The sequence below is a fragment of the Flavobacterium cyclinae genome, from assembly GCF_021172145.1.
Lineage (GTDB): Bacteria > Bacteroidota > Bacteroidia > Flavobacteriales > Flavobacteriaceae > Flavobacterium > Flavobacterium cyclinae.
The window spans coordinates 2,866,013-2,886,778 of the sequence record NZ_CP089095.1 but is presented as its reverse complement, the minus strand read 5'-3'; the positions used below and the strand labels follow the sequence as shown (position 1 = coordinate 2,886,778).

Below are 20,766 nucleotides of genomic sequence, written 5' to 3'. Positions count from 1 at the left end.
TTATTTTAAGTTATTTATGAAATTTAAAGAATAATTTTTGTCTTTTTCAAGTTGCATCTTTAAATCTTCAATTGTACTGAATTTCTGTTCATCACGTAAGTAATATAGAATTGAAATTTCTAGATTTTCGTTGTAAAGATTTTTGTTCAATTCAAAAAAATGTACTTCTATAGATTGTTCGTTATTTCCAATTGTAGGATTATTTCCAATATTCATCATGCCATAATAAATCGAAGAATCAATATTACAACTAATCACATAAGCCCCATTTTTAGGTAATAATTTGTAGTTTTCATTTATTTCAATATTAGCCGTTGGAAACCCTAAAGTTCTACCAATTTTTTTTCCTTCAATAACTTTTCCAGAAAAGAAATAAGAATATCCTAAAAATTGATTCGCTAATGTAATATTTCCCTCTAATAAAGCTTTTCTGATTTTGGTTGAACTAATAGCAATTTCATCTATTTCTTGTGCGCCAATTTGCTCAACATTAAAATTATATTTTTGTCCAAAATTAATTAAATCATCAATGTTAGCAGTTCTGTTTTTTCCAAATCTGTGGTCATGGCCAATAATTATTTTTTGAACATTCAATTGGTTAACTAAAACACTCTTAACAAATTCTTCAGCGGTTAAATTTGAAAATGCAGCATCAAATGGATGAATAATTAAAGCGTCAATTCCATAACATTCTAATAAAGTAGTTTTTTCCTCAATCGTATTCAAAAGTTTTATAGAGGAATCCTGATTAAGAACCATTCTAGGATGAGGGAAAAATGTCAAGACAAGTGACAAAAACTCACCATTGTTAGTTTCATTTTTTAATCTATCTAAAATGGACTTATGCCCTATGTGAACACCATCAAATGTTCCAATAGTCACAATCGTTTTCTTAGAAGAAGAAAAATTAAATATTGAATGGTATGTTTTCAAGATTTTTTTCTGCAAATATAAATTCTATATTTATTAAAAGAGTAATAAAGCTTATTGTTTTTATTTTTTTATTACATTTGTTTTACATAAACCAAATTATTAATCAACTAATGATGAAAAAATTACAATTTTTATTAATTTTTGTTTTGTTTGCAAGTTTATCTTTTGGGCAAAATAAATTATGGACTAAAGTTTCTGTAGAGAAATTAGCTAGTCATGAAAAAATGGAAAGAGCTTCGGTTCCTACTGTTTATGAAATTATGCATTTAGATTTTAATGCATTCAAACAATCCTTAATAGGAGCGCCTTTAGATACTGAAGGGATTGATTCAAGAACTATAGTAAGTTTTCCAAATTCAAATGGAGAACTTTCAAATTTTAAAGTTTTTGAAGCGCCAATTATGGAAAAAGGGTTAGCGGATAGATATCCAGATATTAAATCTTATATTGCAATTGGAATTGATAATCCAACAGTAAGATTAAGATTTAGTGTTACTTTATTTGGATTACATGTAATGTCAACTTCAAGTGATGAAGGCACCTATTATATTGATACATATACAAAAGATTTGAATAATTATATTGTATACAATAGAAAAAATCTTCATACCGTTAGAACGTTTGCATGTCACTTTAAAGACAACCATGAAGAAATTGCTGAATTAAATAGAAGCGTTTTAGAAAACCAAGTTTTGGCAACTGATGGAACTTTCAGACAATACAGATTAGCAATGGCATGTACAGTAGAGTATGCTACTTTTCATGTTAATGCGGCAGGTTTAAGTGCTGGAACTACTACACAAAAAAAAGCAGCAGTTTTAGCTGCAATGAACGTAACAATGACTCGTGTTAATGGTATTTATGAAAGAGACATGTCTTTAAGAATGAACTTAGTAGCAAATAATGACCAAATTATTTTTATTACTTCTGATTCATTTTCTAATGATAATGCAGGTTTGTTAATTAATGAAAGTCAATCAATTATTACATCTACAATAGGAACTGCAAATTTTGATATTGGACATACTGTGAGTACAGGTGGTGGAGGCTTAGCTGGATTAGGTGTTGTATGTAACGCAGCTAACAAAGCTAGAGGAATTACTGGTTCTCCTTCGCCAGTAGGGGATCCATATGATATTGATTATGTAGCTCATGAAATGGGGCATCAATTTGGAGGGCCTCACACTTTTAGTTCAAATGATGATACTGCTGGGAATTGTGATTCAGGTAATGTTAGTAATGCAAATGCTGTAGAACCAGGAAGTGGATCTACTATTATGGCTTATGCTGGAATATGTGAAGAAAATGTACAATCAAATTCTGACCCTTATTTTCATGCGGTTAGTATTGCAAGTATGAATGCAGTTATGGTAGGCTCAGGTAATTGTGCTCCTCAAGCAGCTAATGGTAATAATGCCCCAGTAATTTCAGCATTGTCAAACTATACAATTCCAAAAGGTACTGCGTTTGTATTAACTGGTAATGCAACTGATGCGAATGCGGGTGCTTCTTTAACTTACTGTTGGGAGCAAACTAATGCGGCTGCTGGAACAAATTATCCGACAGCTACTCAAACTACAGGGCCTGTTTATAGATCAATAAATCCATCAACATCGAATAAAAGATATTTTCCTAATTTTGCTAGTGTTTTATCAGGAAATTTAACACCAACTTGGGAAGTTACTCCTAATGTTGGTAGAACATTAAACTTTGCTCTAACAGTTAGGGATAACCAAACACCTAATGGAGGACAAACAGCTAGAGCAAACATGACAGTTACTACTGTGGCTGCCGCTGGTCCATTTACTGTTACAAGTCCAGCTGCGAATGCTTCTTGGAATACAAACAGTTCTCAAACTGTTACTTGGAATGTTGCTGGAACAAATGCAAATGGAATTAACACATCAAATGTAAATATTTTATTATCAACTGATGATGGAGCAACATTTACAACTTTATTAGCAAATACTCCTAATGATGGTTCTGAAGTTGTTACCATGCCAGCAACCGCTGCAGTAAATTGTAGAATTTTAGTTGAAGCAGTTGGAAATGTTTATTATGCGGTATCTCCTAATTTTTCTATTGGTTATGTTGTTTCAACTACATGTATGACTTACAGTAATAATACAGTGTTACCTGTTCCTGATGGAGGAGGTAATAATGTTGCCGGCACTGTTGTTTCTAAAACAATTAATGTACCTGGTCCGTCTTCTACAATATCTGATGTAAATGTAACTTTGGGATTTGCACATTCTTATATCGAAGATTTAGTTATTGCGATTAATCACCCAGACGCTACACAAGTTTTATTATGGAACAGGAATTGTGATAATACTCCAGGATCTTTAGAATATGTTTTTGATGATGCTGCGGCAACAACTGTTCCAACAACGGGATGTACAGCAACTTCAGGAACTTGGAAGCCTAATGGGTTACTTTCTAATTTTAATGGTAAAAATAATGATGGTACTTGGACGCTTTTAGCGGTTGATTATTTTACTGGGGATACTGGTTCAATAGGAAATTGGTCTATTGAAATTTGTACTCAAACAGTTACATTAAACTCTGAATCTTTCGGGTTAGAAAATTTCTCAATATATCCTAACCCTAATAATGGTAATTTTACTATTCAGTTTAATTCTAACTCTGGAAATGAAATTAAAGTAAATGTACATGACATTAGAGGTAGAGAGATATTCAATAAATCTTATGATAACAATGGATTTTTTAATGAAAATCTACAATTAGATAATGTTCAATCTGGTGTTTATTTAGTAACAGTTGAAGATGGTTCTAGAAAAGAAGTTAAGAAAATTGTTATCCAATAATCTGTAATATTTTTACTTAATATTTTAAAAGAGAAGGCAATAGTCTTCTCTTTTTTTGTGTAAAAAATATTTTTTTTCGAAAAAAAATATATATTTGTTAATTAATTTTTAATTTACCCCTAAATATGAAAAAAAAATTACTAATTTTTATAATGGCGTTTTATTCGCTTATTGTAAATGCTCAACAAAAATCTTTGTGGAATAAAATAGATGAAAAGGCTATTGAAAACGAAACAAAAGTTAGAAGAGCATCGTCTCCAAAAGAATTTACACTTTGGAATTTAAACCTTCAAGTTTTAAAAGAACAGTTAAGAAATGCACCTATTAGAGGTGAATTTCAAGGAACCTCTAATGTGGTAATACAATTACCAAATGCTGAAGGTAAATTAGAACGTTTTAGTGTTTTAGAAACTCCAATTATGGAAAAAGGTTTAGCAGAGAAGTTTCCTACAATTAAATCTTATGTTGGTAATGGTTTAGATGATAAAACTGCTGTTGCTAGATTTTCCGTTACTGAGTTTGGTTTGCATTCTATGACATTGTCTGCAGGAAAAAGTACGGCGTTCATAGATCCATATACCGAAAACAGATTAAATTACATTGTATATAACAAAGCAAGTTTATTGTCAGATGGACAAACTTTTGAGTGTTTAACAAGAGAAGATGTTCATTTACCTTCATTAGAAAACGACAGAAGAGCAAATGCATTATTTAGAGCGGATACTGACGATAAAGTATTAAGAACGTATCGATTAGCTCAGTCTTGTACTGCAGAGTACGGAAATATCTTTAGAGGAAATACTGCCGATCCAATTGCTACTCAAAAATCTAGAGTACAAGCTCAAATGGCTATAACTATGACTCGTGTTAATGGAGTTTATGAAAATGACTTAGCCATAACTATGATTTTTGTGGCAAATAATGATGCTTTAATATATATAGGCGCAACAAATACTGATCCTTGGAGCAATGAATGGAATATTAAAACAGGGCAAACCATTGATACAAATATTGGATTCAATAGCTATGATATCGGTCACAATTTTAATACAACTGGTGGAGGAAATGCAGGCTGCATTGGGTGTGTATGTAGTACAAGTACTAATGCAAATGGTGGTTTTCATAAAGGAACAGGCTATACAGGACGTTCAAACCCAACTGGTGATGCTTTTGATATTGATTATGTTGCTCATGAAATGGGTCACCAATTTGGAGGTTATCACACTCAAAGTAGTTCAAATTGTAGATCTGGAAGTGGATTAACAGAGGTTGAGCCAGGTTCAGGGTCTACTATTATGGGGTATGCCGGAATTTGTCCAACAAACGTTCAAAATAATAGTGATGCCTATTTTACATATGTAAATATTAGAGATATTATGGATAATGTAAAATTTGGCGTTAGTCAACCAACATTACCATTAACAAATTTTGCAAATAATCCACCTACAGCAGATGCAGGTAGAGATTATATAATCCCAAAATCAACTGCTTTTATGTTGGTTGGACAAGGTTCAGATCCTGATGGAAATCCAATTACCTATACTTGGGAACAAAATGACCCAGGAAATCCAAACTCTACTGCTGCGCCAACTCCAACTCGTGCTGTTGGTCCAATGTTTAGATCGATTTGGGGAACATCTTCTCCAATACGATATATGCCAAGTATGGCAACTGTGTTAACAGGTGCTACTTCTAATACTTGGGAGGTTTGTCCATCTGTAGCTAGAGACTTAAATTTTTCATTAACTGTAAGAGATAATGTTTCAGGAGTTGGGCAAACAGCAACAGATTTAATGAAAGTAACAGTTAATGGTGTTGCAGGTCCTTTTGTTGTAAATTCACCTAATACTGCCGTTTCTTGGCAAGCAGGTACCAATCAAAATGTTACATGGGATGTTGCGGGAACTGATGTAAACGGAATTAATGCAAAATATGTTGATATTTACTTGTCAACTAATGGAGGAACATCTTTTCCAATATTATTAGCAAGTAAAGTACCTAATGATGGTTCTGAGATAATTTCTGTTCCAAATACTGTTGGTACAACTAATCGAATTATGGTTAAAGGATGGGATAATATCTTTTTTGATGTTTCTAATTCGAATTTTTCTATTACAGCCCCAACGAGTACTATGAATATTTCGTTTAATGGAGTTGAAGGAGAACAAAATAAATCTATTTGTCAAGGTTCTTCTGTATCATATACAATTAATTATCAAGCATTAGGTGGTTTTTCTGGAACAACAACTTTTAGTGCTTCTGGAAATCCTGCAGGAACCACTGTTTCTTTTTCTCCAACTTCCATTTCAGCAAATGGAAATGTTGTTATGACAGTTTCTAATACAGCAGGAATTACTCCAAATGTATATGGAATTACAGTTACAGCTACTTCAGGTTCTGTTACAAAAAGCGCTATGTTTTACTTAGATTTGTTAAACGCAAACTTTGGAACTCCTAGTTTAACTTCTCCAGCAAATAATGCTGTAGGATTAGGAACAAGTTTTGATTTAACTTGGGTAGCAGATCCTAATGCTACATCTTATGATGTTGAAGTAGCAACAGATATTGCATTTACTAATATTTTTATAGCAACAAGTTCAAATACAAACTCCTTTTCGTTGTCTGGATTAGCTGAAGGCACTGTTTATTATTGGAGAATAAAACCTAAAAACTCAGGTTGTAGCGGAGTGTTTAGTACTGAAAGTAAATTTACAACAGGAGTTTGTTCAGGATCTTTGAATTCTATTGATGTGCCTTTGGTAATTGCCACAACTGCAAATGTTACTATAGAATCTACATTAAATATTCCTTCAGGGGTAGTAATTAGCGATATTAATTTAACGATGAATTTAACACATACATGGATAAATGATTTAACAGCAACTTTAATTTCACCTGCTGGAACTCAAGTTCAATTGTTCGCAAGACCATGTACAAGTGCTAATATTCAAAATATTGTGGCAACATTTGATGATTCAGGTTCTACTGTTGTTTGTGGATCAAACCCTGGAATTTCTGGTGTTGTTCAACCTACTCAGGCGTTGTCTGCTTTTAATGGCGAAAATTCAACAGGAACTTGGACATTAAGAATTTTAGACGCATTTAATCAGGATGGAGGATCTTTAGATAGTTGGAGTTTAAATATTTGTTCAGTTCAAACTTTAAGTGTTGATGAAAACGAATTAAGTATTGGAGATTTACTTGTTTATCCAAATCCAAATAATGGTAATTTTAATATTCAATTTACTTCAACATCAGGTAATGAAATTAAAGTTAATGTTCACGATGTGAGAGGTAGAGAAATTTTTAATAAATCATATAATTCAAATGGATTATTTAATGAGTCTTTACAATTAGAAAATGTTCAATCTGGTATTTATCTTGTTACAGTTCAAGATGGTTCTAGAAAAGAAGTTAAGAAAATTGTAATCCAATAATTTATTTTGAAAATTAACAAAAAAGGGAAGTATTTAATCTTCCCTTTTTTATTTACCATTATAGGTGTTCATGGTGTTGTTTAATCCTGCTAAAGCAAAAGATTTTATGATTTCTGAACTAACTTCAAGGCGCTCTTTTAGTTTTTCTTTTTCTTCTTCTGTCCACTCGCCTAGCACATAATCTACTTGTTGGCCTTTTTTAAAGGCATCACTGATACCAAATCTATAACGAGGATATTCCGTTGAATTTAATAATAATTGAATATTTTTAAGTCCATTATGGCCACCATCGCTTCCTTTGGTTTTGATTCGGATGGTGCCAAATGCTAAATTCAAATCATCGGTTATAACCAACATATTTTCTTTTTCGATGTTTTCTTTCTCTAACCAATATTTTACTGCTTTCCCACTCAGATTCATATACGTGTTTGGCTTAAGTAATATTATGGTCCTTCCTTTGATTTTTAGTTCTGCTACTTCACCCAATTTTACAGTTTGAAAAGAAATCCCTTCTCTATGAGCTAAATAATCTAAAACTTTAAATCCTATATTGTGTCGTGTATTTGCATATTCTGAGCCAATATTTCCAAGCCCAACGATTAGGAATTTTTTCATGGGTAAACTGTCTTCTTTTTGTTTCTTAAATAGATTTGATAACCAATTCATATTGCAAAAATACTGCAAAGTTTAGAATATGGAAAGCATAAAAAAAGCACCAGTAAATACTGATGCTTCTTTTGTATGGTTTGTAAAGAAATTATTTTTTCTTTTTTGCTCCTTTTTCTGCTTTTGCTGCTTCTTGAGCTGCTTTCATTGCCGCACGAGAAATTCTCACTTGACATACTACAGTATTATCTGGGTGCATTAATTTGAAATTGTTAGTTTCAATTTTTGTAACATATAATTTGTTACCCATTTGTAATTCTGAAATGTTAGCTTCAACAAAGTCAGGTAAGTTTTTAGGTAAAGCTTTTACTTTTAAACGACGTTGGTTTAAACGTAAAACACCTCCTAATAATACCCCTGGAGAAGTTCCTGTAACTTTAACTGGTACTTCCATGATAATTTCTTTGTTATCACTTAATTGGAAGAAATCGATGTGTAAAATTTTATCAGAAACTGGGTGAAACTGAATGTCTTGCATAATAACATTGTAAGACGTTCCGTTTAACTCAACTACAACTGTGTGCGCGTTTGGAGTGTAAACTAAATCTTTAAATGCTCTTTCGTCTGCAACAAAATGAACTGGTTGATTTCCTCCGTAGATAACGCAAGGAACCATTCCAGCATCACGTACGGCTTTAGTTGCCTTTTTACCTACGTTTTCTCTTTCTGATCCTTTAATCGTAATTGATTTCATTGTAAAATATATATAATTAATAAATACGTAATAAAGTGGTTTTTAGATTACATCAAAAATTTACCACTAATTGAGTTGTTGTTTTGAACCATGTGCATAACTTCTGCAAATAATGGTGCACAACTTACAACTTTAATTTTTTTAGATTCTTTCTTTAAAGGAATAGAATCGGTAACAATTAATTCTAATAATTTAGAATTTTCTATTTTTTCATATGCCTCACCTGATAATATTGGATGCGTACATATTGCTCTAACACTTAATGCTCCTTTTTCCATCATTACATCAGCTGCTTTTGCTAATGTTCCTCCAGTGTCAATCATATCGTCAACTAAAATAACATTTCTGCCTTTTACTTCTCCAATAAGCTCCATGGTGTCGATTACATTGGCTTTCTTTCTTTGCTTGTAACAAACTACAACGTCAGATTCTAAAAATTTAGAATACGCATAAGCTCTTTTTGAACCTCCCATATCTGGTGATGCGATAGTTAAATTTTCTAAATTCAAACTTCTCACATAAGGTAAAAAGATAGTAGAAGCAAATAAGTGATCTACTGGTTTTTCAAAGAACCCTTGAATTTGATCTGCATGTAAATCCATAGTCATAATTCGGGTTGCTCCAGCAGCTTCTAATAGTTTTGCAACTAACTTAGCTCCAATTGGTACTCTTGGTTTGTCTTTTCTGTCTTGTCTTGCCCAACCAAAATAAGGTATAACCGCAGTAATATGTCTTGCAGATGCTCTTTTTGCCGCATCTATCATTAACAATAATTCCATTAAATTGTCCGAACTTGGGAAAGTTGAACAAACAAGGAATACGCGCAATCCTCTTATTGATTCTTCAAAAGAAGGCTGAAATTCGCCGTCACTATATTTAGAGAACGTTACTTTACCTAGCGAAACTCCATACTTTTCAGCAATTTGTTCAGCTAAATACACACTCTGAGAACATGCAAAAATTTTTGCTTCTGGTTCTTGATACAGCATGTTAAATTATTGTTTAGTAGTTAGTTAGTGTTGTGTTGTGTAAATGAGGTGCAAATTTAGAAATAAAATTGAACTCTGAAAGCATATTTTTAACTATTTTTTTATGAATTGCAGAAATATTTTTTACATTTGCACCCACTTAATGATAAAAGTATCATTTTCCATTGCCCGGATGGCGGAATTGGTAGACGCGCACGACTCAAACTCGTGTACTTAGGTGTGTGGGTTCGATTCCCACTCCGGGTACTTTCACGGAAAACCTCTCAGAAATGAGAGGTTTTTTTATTTAAACGAATTCTGATTATTATTCAATTAAATTTTAATTATTAGTTCTATATTTGAACTTCTTAAAAATTGATGATAATGAAAAAGATACTATTAATATTAGGACTTGTTAGTACGATTTTGTTTGTTTCTTGCAAAAAAGATGTTGAAAGTACGACTACTGAAGAAACTCAAAAATCTGCTCAACCTTTTTCGGGTGAGGCATGGTTGAAGCAAAGGATGGGAACAAAATCGCAACCACAAACTTCACAACCACAATCACAGCAAGCGGTTCAAAATCAACAAACAACTACAACAGCACCAGGAATGAATCCACCTCATGGACAACCAGGACATCGTTGTGAAATACCTGTTGGAGCTCCTTTAAATTCCAAACCGGCACAAAATGCACAAGCTCAAAAACCAACTCCTGTAGTAAGCCCTAAACCTGTTGAGAAACCAGTGATGAATGTGAATTCTAATAGTGGGTCTGCTACAATTGTAGGGATGTCAACTCCTCCAGGAATCAATCCGCCACATGGTCAAGAAGGACATCGATGTGATATTGCAGTAGGTGCACCTTTACCAAAAGAGTAGGTTATTCTTGTAGTAAGGTGTTGTTTACTGTTCCAGAGGCAATCCAAGAAGAAATAATACCCAAAACAAGTATAGTAGAAATCACAATTATTGTATTTTCCCATTCAAAATGAACTGGATAAGGCATGGTGGGTGTAATCATTATGATTGAAAATTCTTGTTGGAGTACAATTATTGCAATTGCTAAAATTAAGCCTAATGTTAACCCAAAAGAAGTAATAATAATTCCTTGGGTGAAAAATATTTTACGTATCGATCTTTGATTTACCCCTAAATGATATAAGGTTTTAAGGTTGTCTTTTTTATCAATAATAATCATTACTATAGCGCCAGCTAAACAAAATAAAGTAAGTATAACTACTAATGTGCTAAATAAATAAATAAATAAATTTTCAGATTGAAGCATTTTATAGAGCGAGTCATTTAGTTGGGCTCTATTTTTAATAGTGATAGATTTTCCTAAAATTCTGGATAGTTCTTCTCTAGCAGAATTTTCACTTGCATTAGGATATAACTTGATTTCTAGATTTGTAATCTCATTTTCTTTTAATTCTAAAAATTGTTTTGCAATATCTATTGAACAAAAGACATATTTGCCATCTAATTCTTCATTAATAGAATAAATGCCTGAAGGGAATAATAAAATTTTATTAAATGCTTCGTTTGGGTTTTCAATATTGCCTTTACCAGGTTTTGGTGCATAGGATTCTAAACCATTATTATAATCAAATAATCCCAATCCTAATTTTCTACTAATATCTGCTCCAACAACAATATTTTCAGAATTGTTTTCAAACCATTCTCCAGCATATAAATGTTTGTTAAAGTCTGTAACTTTAATAAAATTATCGTCTACACCTTTTATATGAGCAACCATTTCTTTGTTGTCATACATAAAATACACCCGTTCCTCTACAATTTTACTAAATGAAGCAATGTTTTTACTTTTTTTGAGCAAGTTTTCTTGATTTTGATCAACAAAAAAAGTTTTCCCAATACTAGTTTCAATTTTTAAGTCTGGATCAGAAACATTGGCAAAATTCAAACTAAAGATTTTTAAACCGCTAAATACAGATAGGAATATAAACAAGGCCATAGTGCTGGCTATAATTCCAACAGAAGCAATTCCGGTAATAATATTGATTGCTTTATTTTTGCTGAAACTTACAGCATATCGTTTGGCTATATATAAGGAAAGGTTCACTTACGATTTCTTTCTTTTGTCTAATAAATCTCTGTTAATGATAGGGTTTTCTTCACCCGATAATGCTTTGTCAATTTTTTCAATATAATCTAAGCTATCATCTATGTAGAAAATTAAATTTGGAACCTTACGCAATTGATTTTTAACACGTTGTGCTAAATCGTGTTTTATTAAAGGAGTATTACTTTTTATTGCATTTAGTATTTCTGGGGCTTTTTCTGTTGGGAAAATACTCAAATGAACTTTTGCGATAGATAAATCTGAGGTTACATTAACTTTTGAAACCGAAATCACTAAATTATTGATATTATTTTTACGGATTTCACCTTGTAAAATCGAAACTAAGTCGTTTTGTAAAAGTGCTCCAATTTTTTTTTGTCTGTTTGTTTCCATGTTGCAAAAGTACAAAAAAAAGCATCAAGCAAAATTTCTTTTGGAAGGATAAGCAGTTCTGAAATATTAATAGTTGATTTTTTCTACCTTTGTTCAGGAAAAATAGAGTATTTATGAGAAAAATTGAACATATAGGCATTGCGGTTAAAAACCTGAAAGAATCTAATTTGTTGTTTGAAAAATTATTTGGGCAACCCCCTTATAAAGAAGAAGAGGTTGTAAGTGAAGGCGTTAAAACCTCATTTTTCATGAATGGTCCAAACAAAATAGAATTGTTAGAAGCTACAAATCCAGAAAGTCCAATTGCTAAGTTTTTAGATAAAAAGGGCGAAGGTATTCATCATATTGCCTTTGATGTGGAGGATATTATAAGCGAAATTAATCGATTAAAAGCAGAAGGGTTTGTTGTTTTAAATGAAATTCCAAAGAAAGGAGCCGATAATAAATTAGTGGCTTTCTTGCATCCAAAAGGCACAAATGGCGTTTTAATAGAGCTTTGCCAAGAAATTAGATAAAGTTAAAAAAAGATTTGCGTGCAATAAAAAATAGTCTTAATATTGCATCCTCAATACTGGTCCTATAGCTCAGTTGGTTAGAGCACCTGACTCATAATCAGGTGGTCCCTGGTTCGAGCCCAGGTGGGACCACTATGTTTTTTGAATGAATGAAAACACTTAATTTAAGAAAATTTTAAGTTTTTTCAAAAAAAAACTTGTAAAGTATAAAAATATTTATATTTTCGTGTTTCATTAATTTTATTATTTAATAATATTAACTTATTATTAATAAATTTATTTAATTAGTAAAAGATAAAGTATAATTTATACTTTTGCCCCTATAAGAACGATTATGAATAAATTATTAACAATTTTCGTAGTACTATTTGGTATTCAAGGCATTTTTGCCGCTGACCCAGCTCCGCCACCACCAACACCGCCACCGCCACCAGGATTACCTATTGATGGAGGAATTGTTGTTTTATTTGTGATGGCAATTATCTTTGGTTATTATTTATCTAATAAATATTTATCTATAAAAAAAGGCTCTTTATAAGAGCCTTTTTTATTTTCTTAATTCGTTTAATCGACTTACATATTTACCTATCACATCAAATTCTAAATTAACGGTTGTACCAATTTTAAACGTATTAAAATTAGTGTGCTCGTATGTGTAAGGGATAATTGCCACACTAAAAGTGTTTAATCCTGAGTTTACAACAGTTAAACTTGTTCCGTTTATGGTAATTGAACCTTTTTCAATAGTGATATTGTTTAAAGAAGCGTCATATTCAAAACTAAAAACCCAACTTCCATTTGCTTCTCTAATTTCTGTGCAAATTCCGGTTTGATCAACATGTCCTTGAACTATATGTCCGTCAAGTCGGTCTCCAAGTTTCATGGCGCGTTCTAAATTTACGATATCACCCGCTTTCCAATTTCCTATTGAAGTTTTATCAATTGTTTCTTTGATTGCAGTTACAGTGTAATTCTTATTATCAATTTTTACTACTGTTAAACAAATTCCATTATGGGCTACGCTTTGGTCAATTTTTAATTCATGTGTAATGTCAGATTCTACCGTAACATGCAGGTTTTCCTGATCTTTTTCGATTTCTTTTATAATTCCAAGGGTTTCTATAATTCCGGTAAACATAACTGATTTAATTTTACTAAATTTGCACTTCAAAAGTAAGCAATAAATCACATTTGTCATGGTTAAAAAAGCAGAAAATATAATTGTAGGAATTTCGATTGGAGATTTAAATGGTATTGGAAGCGAAGTTATTTTAAAAACATTCGAAGATAATCGAATGTTAGAATTGTGTACACCCGTAATTTTTGCAAATGCTAAGATTGTTTCTTTTTTAAGAAAGGAACTAAATATTGATGTGGCCATTCACGGAATAGATAAAATTGAACAGTTAGTTGTTGGTAAAATTAATGTGTTGAATGTATGGCGTGAAGGTGTAAATCTTGAAATGGGTAAGAATGATGATGTTGTTGGGAGTTACGCCATAAAATCGTTTGCAGCAGCGACAAAAGCTTTGAAGGGAGGTTTTGTAGATGTTTTAGTAACGGCTCCTATTAATAAGTATAATATTCAATCTGAAGAATTTAAATTTCCAGGACATACAGATTATTTGGATAAAGAATTAGAAGGGGATGCTTTAATGTTAATGGTTCATGATGATTTGCGTGTTGGATTGCTTACTGATCATGTTCCAGTAAATGAAGTAGCAAAACATTTGAATGAAAAATTAATTTCTAGTAAAATTAAAACTGTCATTCAAACTTTAAAGCAAGATTTTGAAATAGAGAAGCCAAAAGTTGCTGTTTTGGGTTTAAATCCGCATTCAGGTGATAATGGAGTAATTGGTCAAGAAGAAGAAAAAATAATAAAGCCTGCGTTGAAAAAATTATTTGAGGCTGGAAATATGGTTTTTGGACCCTTTTCTGCGGATGGTTTTTTTGGTTCAGCACAATATGAGAAATATGATGCGGTTATTGCAACGTATCATGATCAAGGATTAATTCCTTTCAAAACATTATCTTTTGGAAATGGAGTAAATTATACAGCTGGATTAAATAAAATTAGAACATCTCCCGATCATGGTACAGCTTATGAAATTGCGGGTAAAGGTGTTGCTAATCACGAGTCATTTAAAGAGGCGGTTTATTTAGCAATTGATATTTTTAAGAAAAGAAATGACTATCAAGAGCTGATAAAGAACCCTTTAAAAACAAAAGAAAAACAGTTATAAACAAAAAAATGTTTACAACTAGTTTGAATTTATAAATATTTTATATCTTTGCACACCTTTTAAAAAGGTAAAACTGTTGTTATGAACAATTTAAAAGAATATTTAATTCCCTTTGTGGGATTAAAAATAGGGAAGCATCAGTTTGATTATCAAATAGATAATACGTTCTTTAAAAACTTTGATTACGACGAATTTAATGACGTTTCAGTCAAAGTAGATATTGTTTTAGAGAAGAAAAGCACCATGCTTGAGCTTGAAATTAAACACAAAGGAACTGTAAATGTGCCTTGTGATGTTTCAGGTGAAGAGTTTGATTTACCTATCAAAGGAAAATTAAAACTTTTAGTAAAGTTTGGAGACGCTTTCAATGATGATAATGAAGAGTTGTTGATTTTACCTCATGGTGAGTTTCAAGTAAGTGTAGCACAATATATTTATGAGTCAATCATATTATCAGTGCCATTACGAAGAATTCATCCAGGAGTTAAAGATGGTTCATTATCACATGTAATTGACAAATTAGAGTCACTATCCCCTCAAGAAAACAAAAAAGAAGAACAACAAAATAATGATATAGACCCTAGATGGGAAAATTTAAAAAAACTATTAACGGATAAATAAAATAGAACAATGGCACATCCTAAGAGAAGACAGTCGTCTACAAGAAGAGATAAAAGAAGAACGCATTACAAAGCAACAGTTGCTCAAATTGCTACTTGTCCTGTAACTGGTGAAGCTCACTTATACCACAGAGCTTACTGGCATGAAGGTAAAATGTATTACAGAGGTCAAGTTGTTATTGACAAAACGGAAGCTGTAGCTTAATCGTACCAAAAAAATAGAGAAAACTCTCACATCGTGAGAGTTTTTTTGTTAAATACCTATTCGAGTTTGTAATTCTACATTTCGAATAGGATTCGTTTGAAATTTTTTTTGTAATTTCCACCACTTTTTAAATTTTAAAAATTTGAAAAGAAAAATTAATCGAAGATGAATAAAATAACAGCAGCAATTACGGCAGTTGGAGCTTATGTTCCTGATTATGTTTTGTCGAATCAAGTGTTAGAAACATTAGTAGATACTAATGATGAATGGATAACCACTCGTACAGGAATTAAAGAAAGAAGATTGTTGAAAGAAGAAGGAAAAGGAACTTCATTTATGGCAATTAAAGCCGCTCAAAATCTATTAGAAAAAGCCAATTTAGATCCTAAAGAGATAGATTTGTTAATTATGGCAACAGCAACTCCAGATATGCCAGTAGCATCAACAGGAGTTTATGTGGCAACAGAAATTGGAGCAACTAATGCATTTGCTTATGATTTACAAGCTGCTTGTTCAAGTTTTCTTTATGGAATGTCAACAGCTGCAGCGTACATCGCTTCAGGTAGATATAAAAAAGTTTTATTAATTGGTTCTGATAAAATGTCATCGATTATCGATTACACTGATAGAGCAACTTGTATCATCTTTGGAGATGGAGCAGGAGCGGTATTATTTGAACCCAATACAGATGGTTTAGGACTTCAGGATGAAATCTTAAAAAGTGATGGAATCGGAAGGGAGTTCTTAAAAATTGAAGCAGGTGGTTCTATTTTACCTCCTTCAGAAGAAACGGTTAAAAACAAACAACATTTTGTATTCCAAGATGGAAAAACCGTTTTCAAATATGCTGTTTCTGGAATGGCAGATGTTAGTGAAAAAATCATGGAGCGTAATAATTTATCTCATGATGATATTAACTGGTTAGTAGCACATCAAGCTAATAGAAGAATTATTGATGCTACTGCAAATAGAATGGGATTAGATGAATCTAAAGTTTTAATTAACATTCAAAAATACGGAAATACTACTTCGGCAACCCTACCTTTATTATTATCAGATTTTGAAACCCAATTGAAAAAAGGGGATAACATTGTATTTGCTGCTTTTGGTGGCGGATTTACATGGGGAGCTATCTATTTAAAATGGGCTTACACTAAAAAATAACAAACTTAACTAAATCAAATATTATGGATATTAGAGAGATTCAAAACCTAATCAAATTTGTAGCAAAATCAGGTGCTACAGAAGTAAAATTAGAAATGGACGATTTTAAAATCACCATAAAAACTACTGCTGAAGGTACAGAAAGTACTACAACTTATGTACAACACATGCCTATGGCAGCAGCTCCTCAGGTTGCGGCTCCACAAGTTGTAGCAAATGCTGCAGCACCGGCAGCACCAGCGGCGGCACCAGCAGCAGATGACAATTCAAAATATGTTACAGTAAAATCGCCAATTATTGGTACTTTCTATAGAAAACCAGCTCCAGACAAACCAATGTTTGTAGAAGTAGGTTCAACCATTGGAAAAGGAGATGTGCTTTGTGTAATTGAAGCAATGAAATTATTCAACGAAATCGAATCTGAAGTTTCTGGTAAAATCGTAAAAGTTTTAGTAGATGATGCTTCTCCTGTTGAATTTGATCAACCTTTATTCTTAGTTGATCCATCTTAATAAAGTTAGAAATTAGAGGTTAGAAGTCGAAAATTATTTCGCTTCATAATTGTCTAATTGACACATTGTCTAATTGTCTAATTATAAAGTACATGTTTAAAAAAATATTAATTGCCAATAGAGGAGAAATTGCACTTCGTGTAATTAGAACCTGTAGAGAAATGGGAATTAAAACCGTTGCAGTTTATTCTACAGCAGACGCAGATAGTTTGCACGTAAAATTTGCTGATGAAGCGGTTTGTATAGGACCACCTCCAAGTAACTTGTCATACTTAAAAATGTCAAATATTATAGCAGCTGCAGAAATTACAAATGCAGATGCTATTCACCCAGGATACGGATTCTTATCTGAAAATGCTAAATTTTCTAAGATTTGTCAAGAACATGGGATTAAATTTATTGGAGCTTCTCCTGAAATGATTGAAAAAATGGGTGACAAAGCTACGGCAAAGTCAACGATGTTAGAAGCAGGAGTACCTTGTGTACCTGGTTCTGAAGGAATTTTAGAATCTTTTGAAGAAGCAAAAAAAGTAGCAAAGAAAATTGGTTATCCAGTGATGATGAAAGCTACTGCTGGTGGTGGAGGTAAAGGAATGCGTGCTATATGGAAAGAAGAAGAGCTTGAAAAAGCTTGGGAAAGCGCACGTATGGAAGCTGCCGCAGCATTCGGGAACGATGGGATGTATATGGAAAAACTTATCGAAGAACCTCGTCATATTGAGATTCAGGTAGTAGGAGATTCGTATGGTAAAGCATGTCACCTTTCGGAAAGAGATTGTTCAGTTCAACGTCGTCACCAAAAATTAACTGAAGAAACGCCTTCTCCATTTATGACGGATGAATTACGTGAGAAAATGGGAACAGCAGCGGTTAAAGCAGCAGAGTATATCAAATATGAAGGTGCTGGAACGGTTGAATTTTTAGTGGATAAGCACAGAAATTTCTACTTCATGGAAATGAATACTCGTATCCAAGTAGAACATCCTATTACGGAGCAAGTAGTTGATTACGATTTAATTCGTGAGCAAATTTTAGTAGCAGCAGGTGTGCCAATTTCGGGTAAAAATTATTATCCACAATTACACTCTATAGAATGTCGTATTAACGCTGAAGATCCTTATAATGATTTCCGTCCTTCGCCAGGTAAAATTACGGTTTTACACGCACCAGGAGGACACGGAGTACGTTTAGATACACATGTTTACGCTGGATATACAATTCCACCAAATTATGACTCTATGATTGCTAAGTTAATTACGACTGCTCAAACTAGAGAAGAAGCAATCAACAAAATGAAGCGCGCTTTAGATGAGTTCGTAATCGAAGGAATCAAAACGACAATCCCATTCCACAGACAATTAATGGACGAACCAGATTATGTGGCTGGAAATTATACTACAAAATTCATGGAATCTTTTGTAATGAAAGATCCTCAAGAATAAATAGCAAAAAGCGATTTCAATTTGAAATCGCTTTTTTTAGTTATTACTTTCTAGTTTTTATTTTCATGTTGAATTTGTATTTGCCCTTGAATTTTTAAAGTGTTTCTTTCAACCAACTAAAAAATTCTCTTTGCCAAACTAATGCATTTTGTGGTTTTAATACCCAATGGTTTTCATCTGGAAACAATAAGAATTTACTTTTAATTCCTTTTAATTGTGCTGCTTGAAAAGCTTCTTGACCTTGTCCAATTGGTACACGGTAATCTTTTCCTCCTTGGATAATTAAAATTGGCGTGTTCCAGTTGTTGATTAACTTAATTGGATTGAATTCGTTATATGTTTTTTGAGCAGTTGCATTGTCTTTTTCCCAATATGCACCACCAGAATCCCAATTCGTAAAGAACACTTCTTCCGTAGTTCCATACATACTTTCAGTATTAAAAATACCAGCATGAGCAATAAATGTTTTGAAACGATCTTTATGAATTCCAGCTAAATAAAATACAGAGTAACCACCATAACTCGCACCTACAGCTCCTAAACGGTTTTTGTCTACGTATGATTCTTTTGCTACATCATCAATAGCGGCTAGGTAATCATCCATAACTTGTCCGCCCCAATCTCCTGAAATTTGTTCGTTCCAAGCGGTTCCATGACCTGGCATTCCTCTACGATTTGGCGCTACAATTACATAACCTTGCGAAGCCATTAATTGGAAATTCCAACGGAAAGAATACGATTGTGTCAACGCACTTTGTGGTCCACCTTGGCAGTATAAAAGGGTTGGGTATTTTTTAGTTTTATCAAAATTTGGAGGTAAAATTACCCAAACCAACATCTTTTTACCATCGGTAGTTGTAACCCAACGTTTTTCTGTTTTACAAGAAGCGATTTTAGCATAAGCTTCATCGTTTACTTTTGTAATTTGTTTCCAAGTTTTCTTTGCTAAATCATACGAATATACTTCCGGAGCATGATTCATATCATTACGAGTTACTAATACTGAAGTTCCTGAAAAACCAACAATTCCGTTTACGTCAAAATCACCATCAGTTAATTGTGTTACTCTAATAGCAATTTTAGTTAGCCCCGGAAAATTAACTTCAAAAAGTTGTTTAGTACCTTTTGTTGCCGCAATGAAATACACTTTTTTTCCATCGGCACTCCAAGTATAACTATCTACAGTTCCATCCCATCCAGCTGTTAAATTAATATCTATTCCTTTAAGGCGAACAATAATGTCATTTTTATCTGCTTCATAACCATCGCGTTTCATTTGCAGCCAAGTCAAATCTCCTTTTGGTGAAAACTGAGGAGCAGTGTCGTAACCTAAATTGCTTTCAGTAAGATTTTTTGTGGTTTTGGTTGTTAAATCGTATTCATATAAATCGGTGTTGGTGCTGGTTGCGTAAGCAGTTCCGGCTTTCTTTTTACAAACGTAGATAATTTTTGTTCCATCAGGTGACCAAATGTAATCTTCATCACCACCAAAAGGTTTTTGAGGTGCATCATAAGGTTCGTTTGGCATAATATCTATTTCAATCGCATCTTTTTTATTTTCCGAATAAAAAACGTGGTTGTGAGTTCCATCGTTCCAAGTGTCCCAATGACGATAATCCAAACCAGTATACACTTGAGCTGTGGTTTTAGATAATTCTGGATAAAGGTCTTTTCCTAGCAGATTTTCAACTTTTACTTCTTTTGATGATAAAAAATGTTTTCCATCAGGTGAAACATTCTTATCTGCTAAAAGCGATTTGTAATCTTCCACCAAAGTAGCATTTCCACCTTGAACAGGAATAGTGTAATATTTTGAATTGATTTTATTTTCTTCAACAGAAGGCGTTCCCACTTTATAAATTAAAAGTTTTCCATCTTTTGAAATTCCTAATGGGGTAACTCTTCCTAATTGCCATAAGGTTTCGGGAGTTAAGTTTTGTTGTGCTAGTATACTCATACTTATCATGCTGAAAATTAAAAAAATGTAATTTTTCATGTTGATTAAATTTAAAACGAAGCTAAATGTAGTAATTTTTTCAAAAAATATGACTATTTTC

General features: G+C 32.6%; 19 protein-coding genes and 2 tRNA genes. 13 read left to right on the top strand and 8 right to left on the bottom strand.

Annotated elements, in window-relative coordinates:
* The gene (locus LOS86_RS13100; protein WP_231842521.1) at positions 1-933 is read right to left on the bottom strand and encodes a bifunctional riboflavin kinase/FAD synthetase; all 933 of its coding nucleotides are present in this window, start codon (positions 931-933) and stop codon (positions 1-3) included.
* A 110-nt stretch (positions 934-1,043) separates the two neighbouring features.
* Here LOS86_RS13100 and LOS86_RS13095 point away from each other — a divergent pair, with 110 nt between their 5' ends.
* Together LOS86_RS13095 and LOS86_RS13090 are read left to right on the top strand one after the other, a co-directional pair.
* The gene (locus LOS86_RS13095) at positions 1,044-3,761 is read left to right on the top strand and encodes a reprolysin-like metallopeptidase (protein ID WP_231842520.1); all 2,718 of its coding nucleotides are present in this window, start codon (positions 1,044-1,046) and stop codon (positions 3,759-3,761) included.
* A 125-nt stretch (positions 3,762-3,886) separates the two neighbouring features.
* Entirely contained in the window at positions 3,887-7,198 is a 3,312-nt protein-coding gene (locus tag LOS86_RS13090) for a zinc-dependent metalloprotease (RefSeq protein WP_231842519.1), read from the top strand.
* Between the two features lie 48 nt (positions 7,199-7,246).
* Here the strand turns inward: LOS86_RS13090 and pth are convergent, their stop codons facing one another.
* From pth to LOS86_RS13075, 3 genes are all read right to left on the bottom strand, one after another.
* The gene (gene pth, locus LOS86_RS13085) at positions 7,247-7,864 is read right to left on the bottom strand and encodes an aminoacyl-tRNA hydrolase (protein ID WP_231842518.1); all 618 of its coding nucleotides are present in this window, start codon (positions 7,862-7,864) and stop codon (positions 7,247-7,249) included.
* A gap of 91 nt (positions 7,865-7,955) precedes the next feature.
* Positions 7,956-8,558 (bottom strand): 50S ribosomal protein L25/general stress protein Ctc, encoded by a 603-nt coding sequence (locus LOS86_RS13080; protein ID WP_231842517.1) that lies wholly within the window; start codon positions 8,556-8,558, stop codon positions 7,956-7,958.
* A 47-nt stretch (positions 8,559-8,605) separates the two neighbouring features.
* Positions 8,606-9,547: a ribose-phosphate pyrophosphokinase gene (locus LOS86_RS13075; RefSeq protein ID WP_231842516.1), complete on the bottom strand. Its 942-nt coding sequence runs from the start codon at positions 9,545-9,547 to the stop codon at positions 8,606-8,608.
* Positions 9,548-9,713: 166 nt separating this feature from the next.
* Here LOS86_RS13075 and LOS86_RS13070 point away from each other — a divergent pair.
* Together LOS86_RS13070 and LOS86_RS13065 are read left to right on the top strand one after the other, a co-directional pair.
* A tRNA-Leu gene (locus LOS86_RS13070) sits at positions 9,714-9,793 on the top strand.
* A gap of 117 nt (positions 9,794-9,910) precedes the next feature.
* Positions 9,911-10,408, top strand: a complete 498-nt coding sequence (locus LOS86_RS13065) for a hypothetical protein (RefSeq protein WP_231842515.1) — start codon at positions 9,911-9,913, stop codon at positions 10,406-10,408.
* Between the two features lies 1 nt (position 10,409).
* Here the strand turns inward: LOS86_RS13065 and LOS86_RS13060 are convergent, their stop codons facing one another.
* A complete protein-coding gene (locus tag LOS86_RS13060) occupies positions 10,410-11,612 on the bottom strand; it encodes an ABC transporter permease (protein WP_231842514.1) in 1,203 nt (400 codons plus the stop codon).
* A complete protein-coding gene (rbfA, locus tag LOS86_RS13055) occupies positions 11,613-12,005 on the bottom strand; it encodes a 30S ribosome-binding factor RbfA (RefSeq protein ID WP_231842513.1) in 393 nt (130 codons plus the stop codon).
* 113 nt (positions 12,006-12,118) lie between these two features.
* Here rbfA and mce point away from each other — a divergent pair, with 113 nt between their 5' ends.
* The 3 genes from mce (at position 12,119) to LOS86_RS13040 (ending at position 13,058) form a co-directional block, all read left to right on the top strand.
* Positions 12,119-12,520 (top strand): methylmalonyl-CoA epimerase, encoded by a 402-nt coding sequence (mce, locus tag LOS86_RS13050; protein WP_231842512.1) that lies wholly within the window; start codon positions 12,119-12,121, stop codon positions 12,518-12,520.
* A 58-nt stretch (positions 12,521-12,578) separates the two neighbouring features.
* A tRNA-Ile gene (locus LOS86_RS13045) sits at positions 12,579-12,652 on the top strand.
* 202 nt (positions 12,653-12,854) lie between these two features.
* Positions 12,855-13,058 carry an Fjoh_0651 family PID-CTERM protein gene (locus tag LOS86_RS13040; protein ID WP_231842511.1) on the top strand — a complete coding sequence of 68 codons (204 nt, stop codon included), beginning with the start codon at positions 12,855-12,857 and terminating at the stop codon, positions 13,056-13,058.
* Positions 13,059-13,067: 9 nt separating this feature from the next.
* Here the strand turns inward: LOS86_RS13040 and LOS86_RS13035 are convergent, their stop codons facing one another.
* A complete protein-coding gene (locus LOS86_RS13035) occupies positions 13,068-13,658 on the bottom strand; it encodes a riboflavin synthase (RefSeq protein ID WP_231842510.1) in 591 nt (196 codons plus the stop codon).
* A 58-nt stretch (positions 13,659-13,716) separates the two neighbouring features.
* On the opposite strand from LOS86_RS13035, the gene pdxA reads away from it, so the two are divergent.
* From pdxA to accC, 6 genes are all read left to right on the top strand, one after another.
* Positions 13,717-14,766: a 4-hydroxythreonine-4-phosphate dehydrogenase PdxA gene (pdxA, locus tag LOS86_RS13030; protein ID WP_231842509.1), complete on the top strand. Its 1,050-nt coding sequence runs from the start codon at positions 13,717-13,719 to the stop codon at positions 14,764-14,766.
* 81 nt (positions 14,767-14,847) lie between these two features.
* Positions 14,848-15,387: a YceD family protein gene (locus LOS86_RS13025; RefSeq protein WP_231842508.1), complete on the top strand. Its 540-nt coding sequence runs from the start codon at positions 14,848-14,850 to the stop codon at positions 15,385-15,387.
* Between the two features lie 9 nt (positions 15,388-15,396).
* Entirely contained in the window at positions 15,397-15,591 is a 195-nt protein-coding gene (gene rpmF, locus LOS86_RS13020; RefSeq protein ID WP_231842507.1) for a 50S ribosomal protein L32, read from the top strand.
* A 165-nt stretch (positions 15,592-15,756) separates the two neighbouring features.
* On the top strand, positions 15,757-16,755 hold the full coding sequence (locus tag LOS86_RS13015) for a beta-ketoacyl-ACP synthase III (RefSeq protein ID WP_231842506.1): 999 nt from the start codon (positions 15,757-15,759) through the stop codon (positions 16,753-16,755).
* Between the two features lie 23 nt (positions 16,756-16,778).
* On the top strand, positions 16,779-17,267 hold the full coding sequence (gene accB, locus LOS86_RS13010) for an acetyl-CoA carboxylase biotin carboxyl carrier protein (RefSeq protein WP_231842505.1): 489 nt from the start codon (positions 16,779-16,781) through the stop codon (positions 17,265-17,267).
* Between the two features lie 92 nt (positions 17,268-17,359).
* Positions 17,360-18,709, top strand: a complete 1,350-nt coding sequence (gene accC, locus LOS86_RS13005) for an acetyl-CoA carboxylase biotin carboxylase subunit (protein ID WP_231842504.1) — start codon at positions 17,360-17,362, stop codon at positions 18,707-18,709.
* Positions 18,710-18,803: 94 nt separating this feature from the next.
* Here accC and LOS86_RS13000 read toward each other — a convergent pair whose 3' ends face one another.
* The gene (locus LOS86_RS13000; RefSeq protein WP_231842503.1) at positions 18,804-20,705 is read right to left on the bottom strand and encodes a S9 family peptidase; all 1,902 of its coding nucleotides are present in this window, start codon (positions 20,703-20,705) and stop codon (positions 18,804-18,806) included.
* Positions 20,706-20,766: the final 61 nt, after the last annotated feature.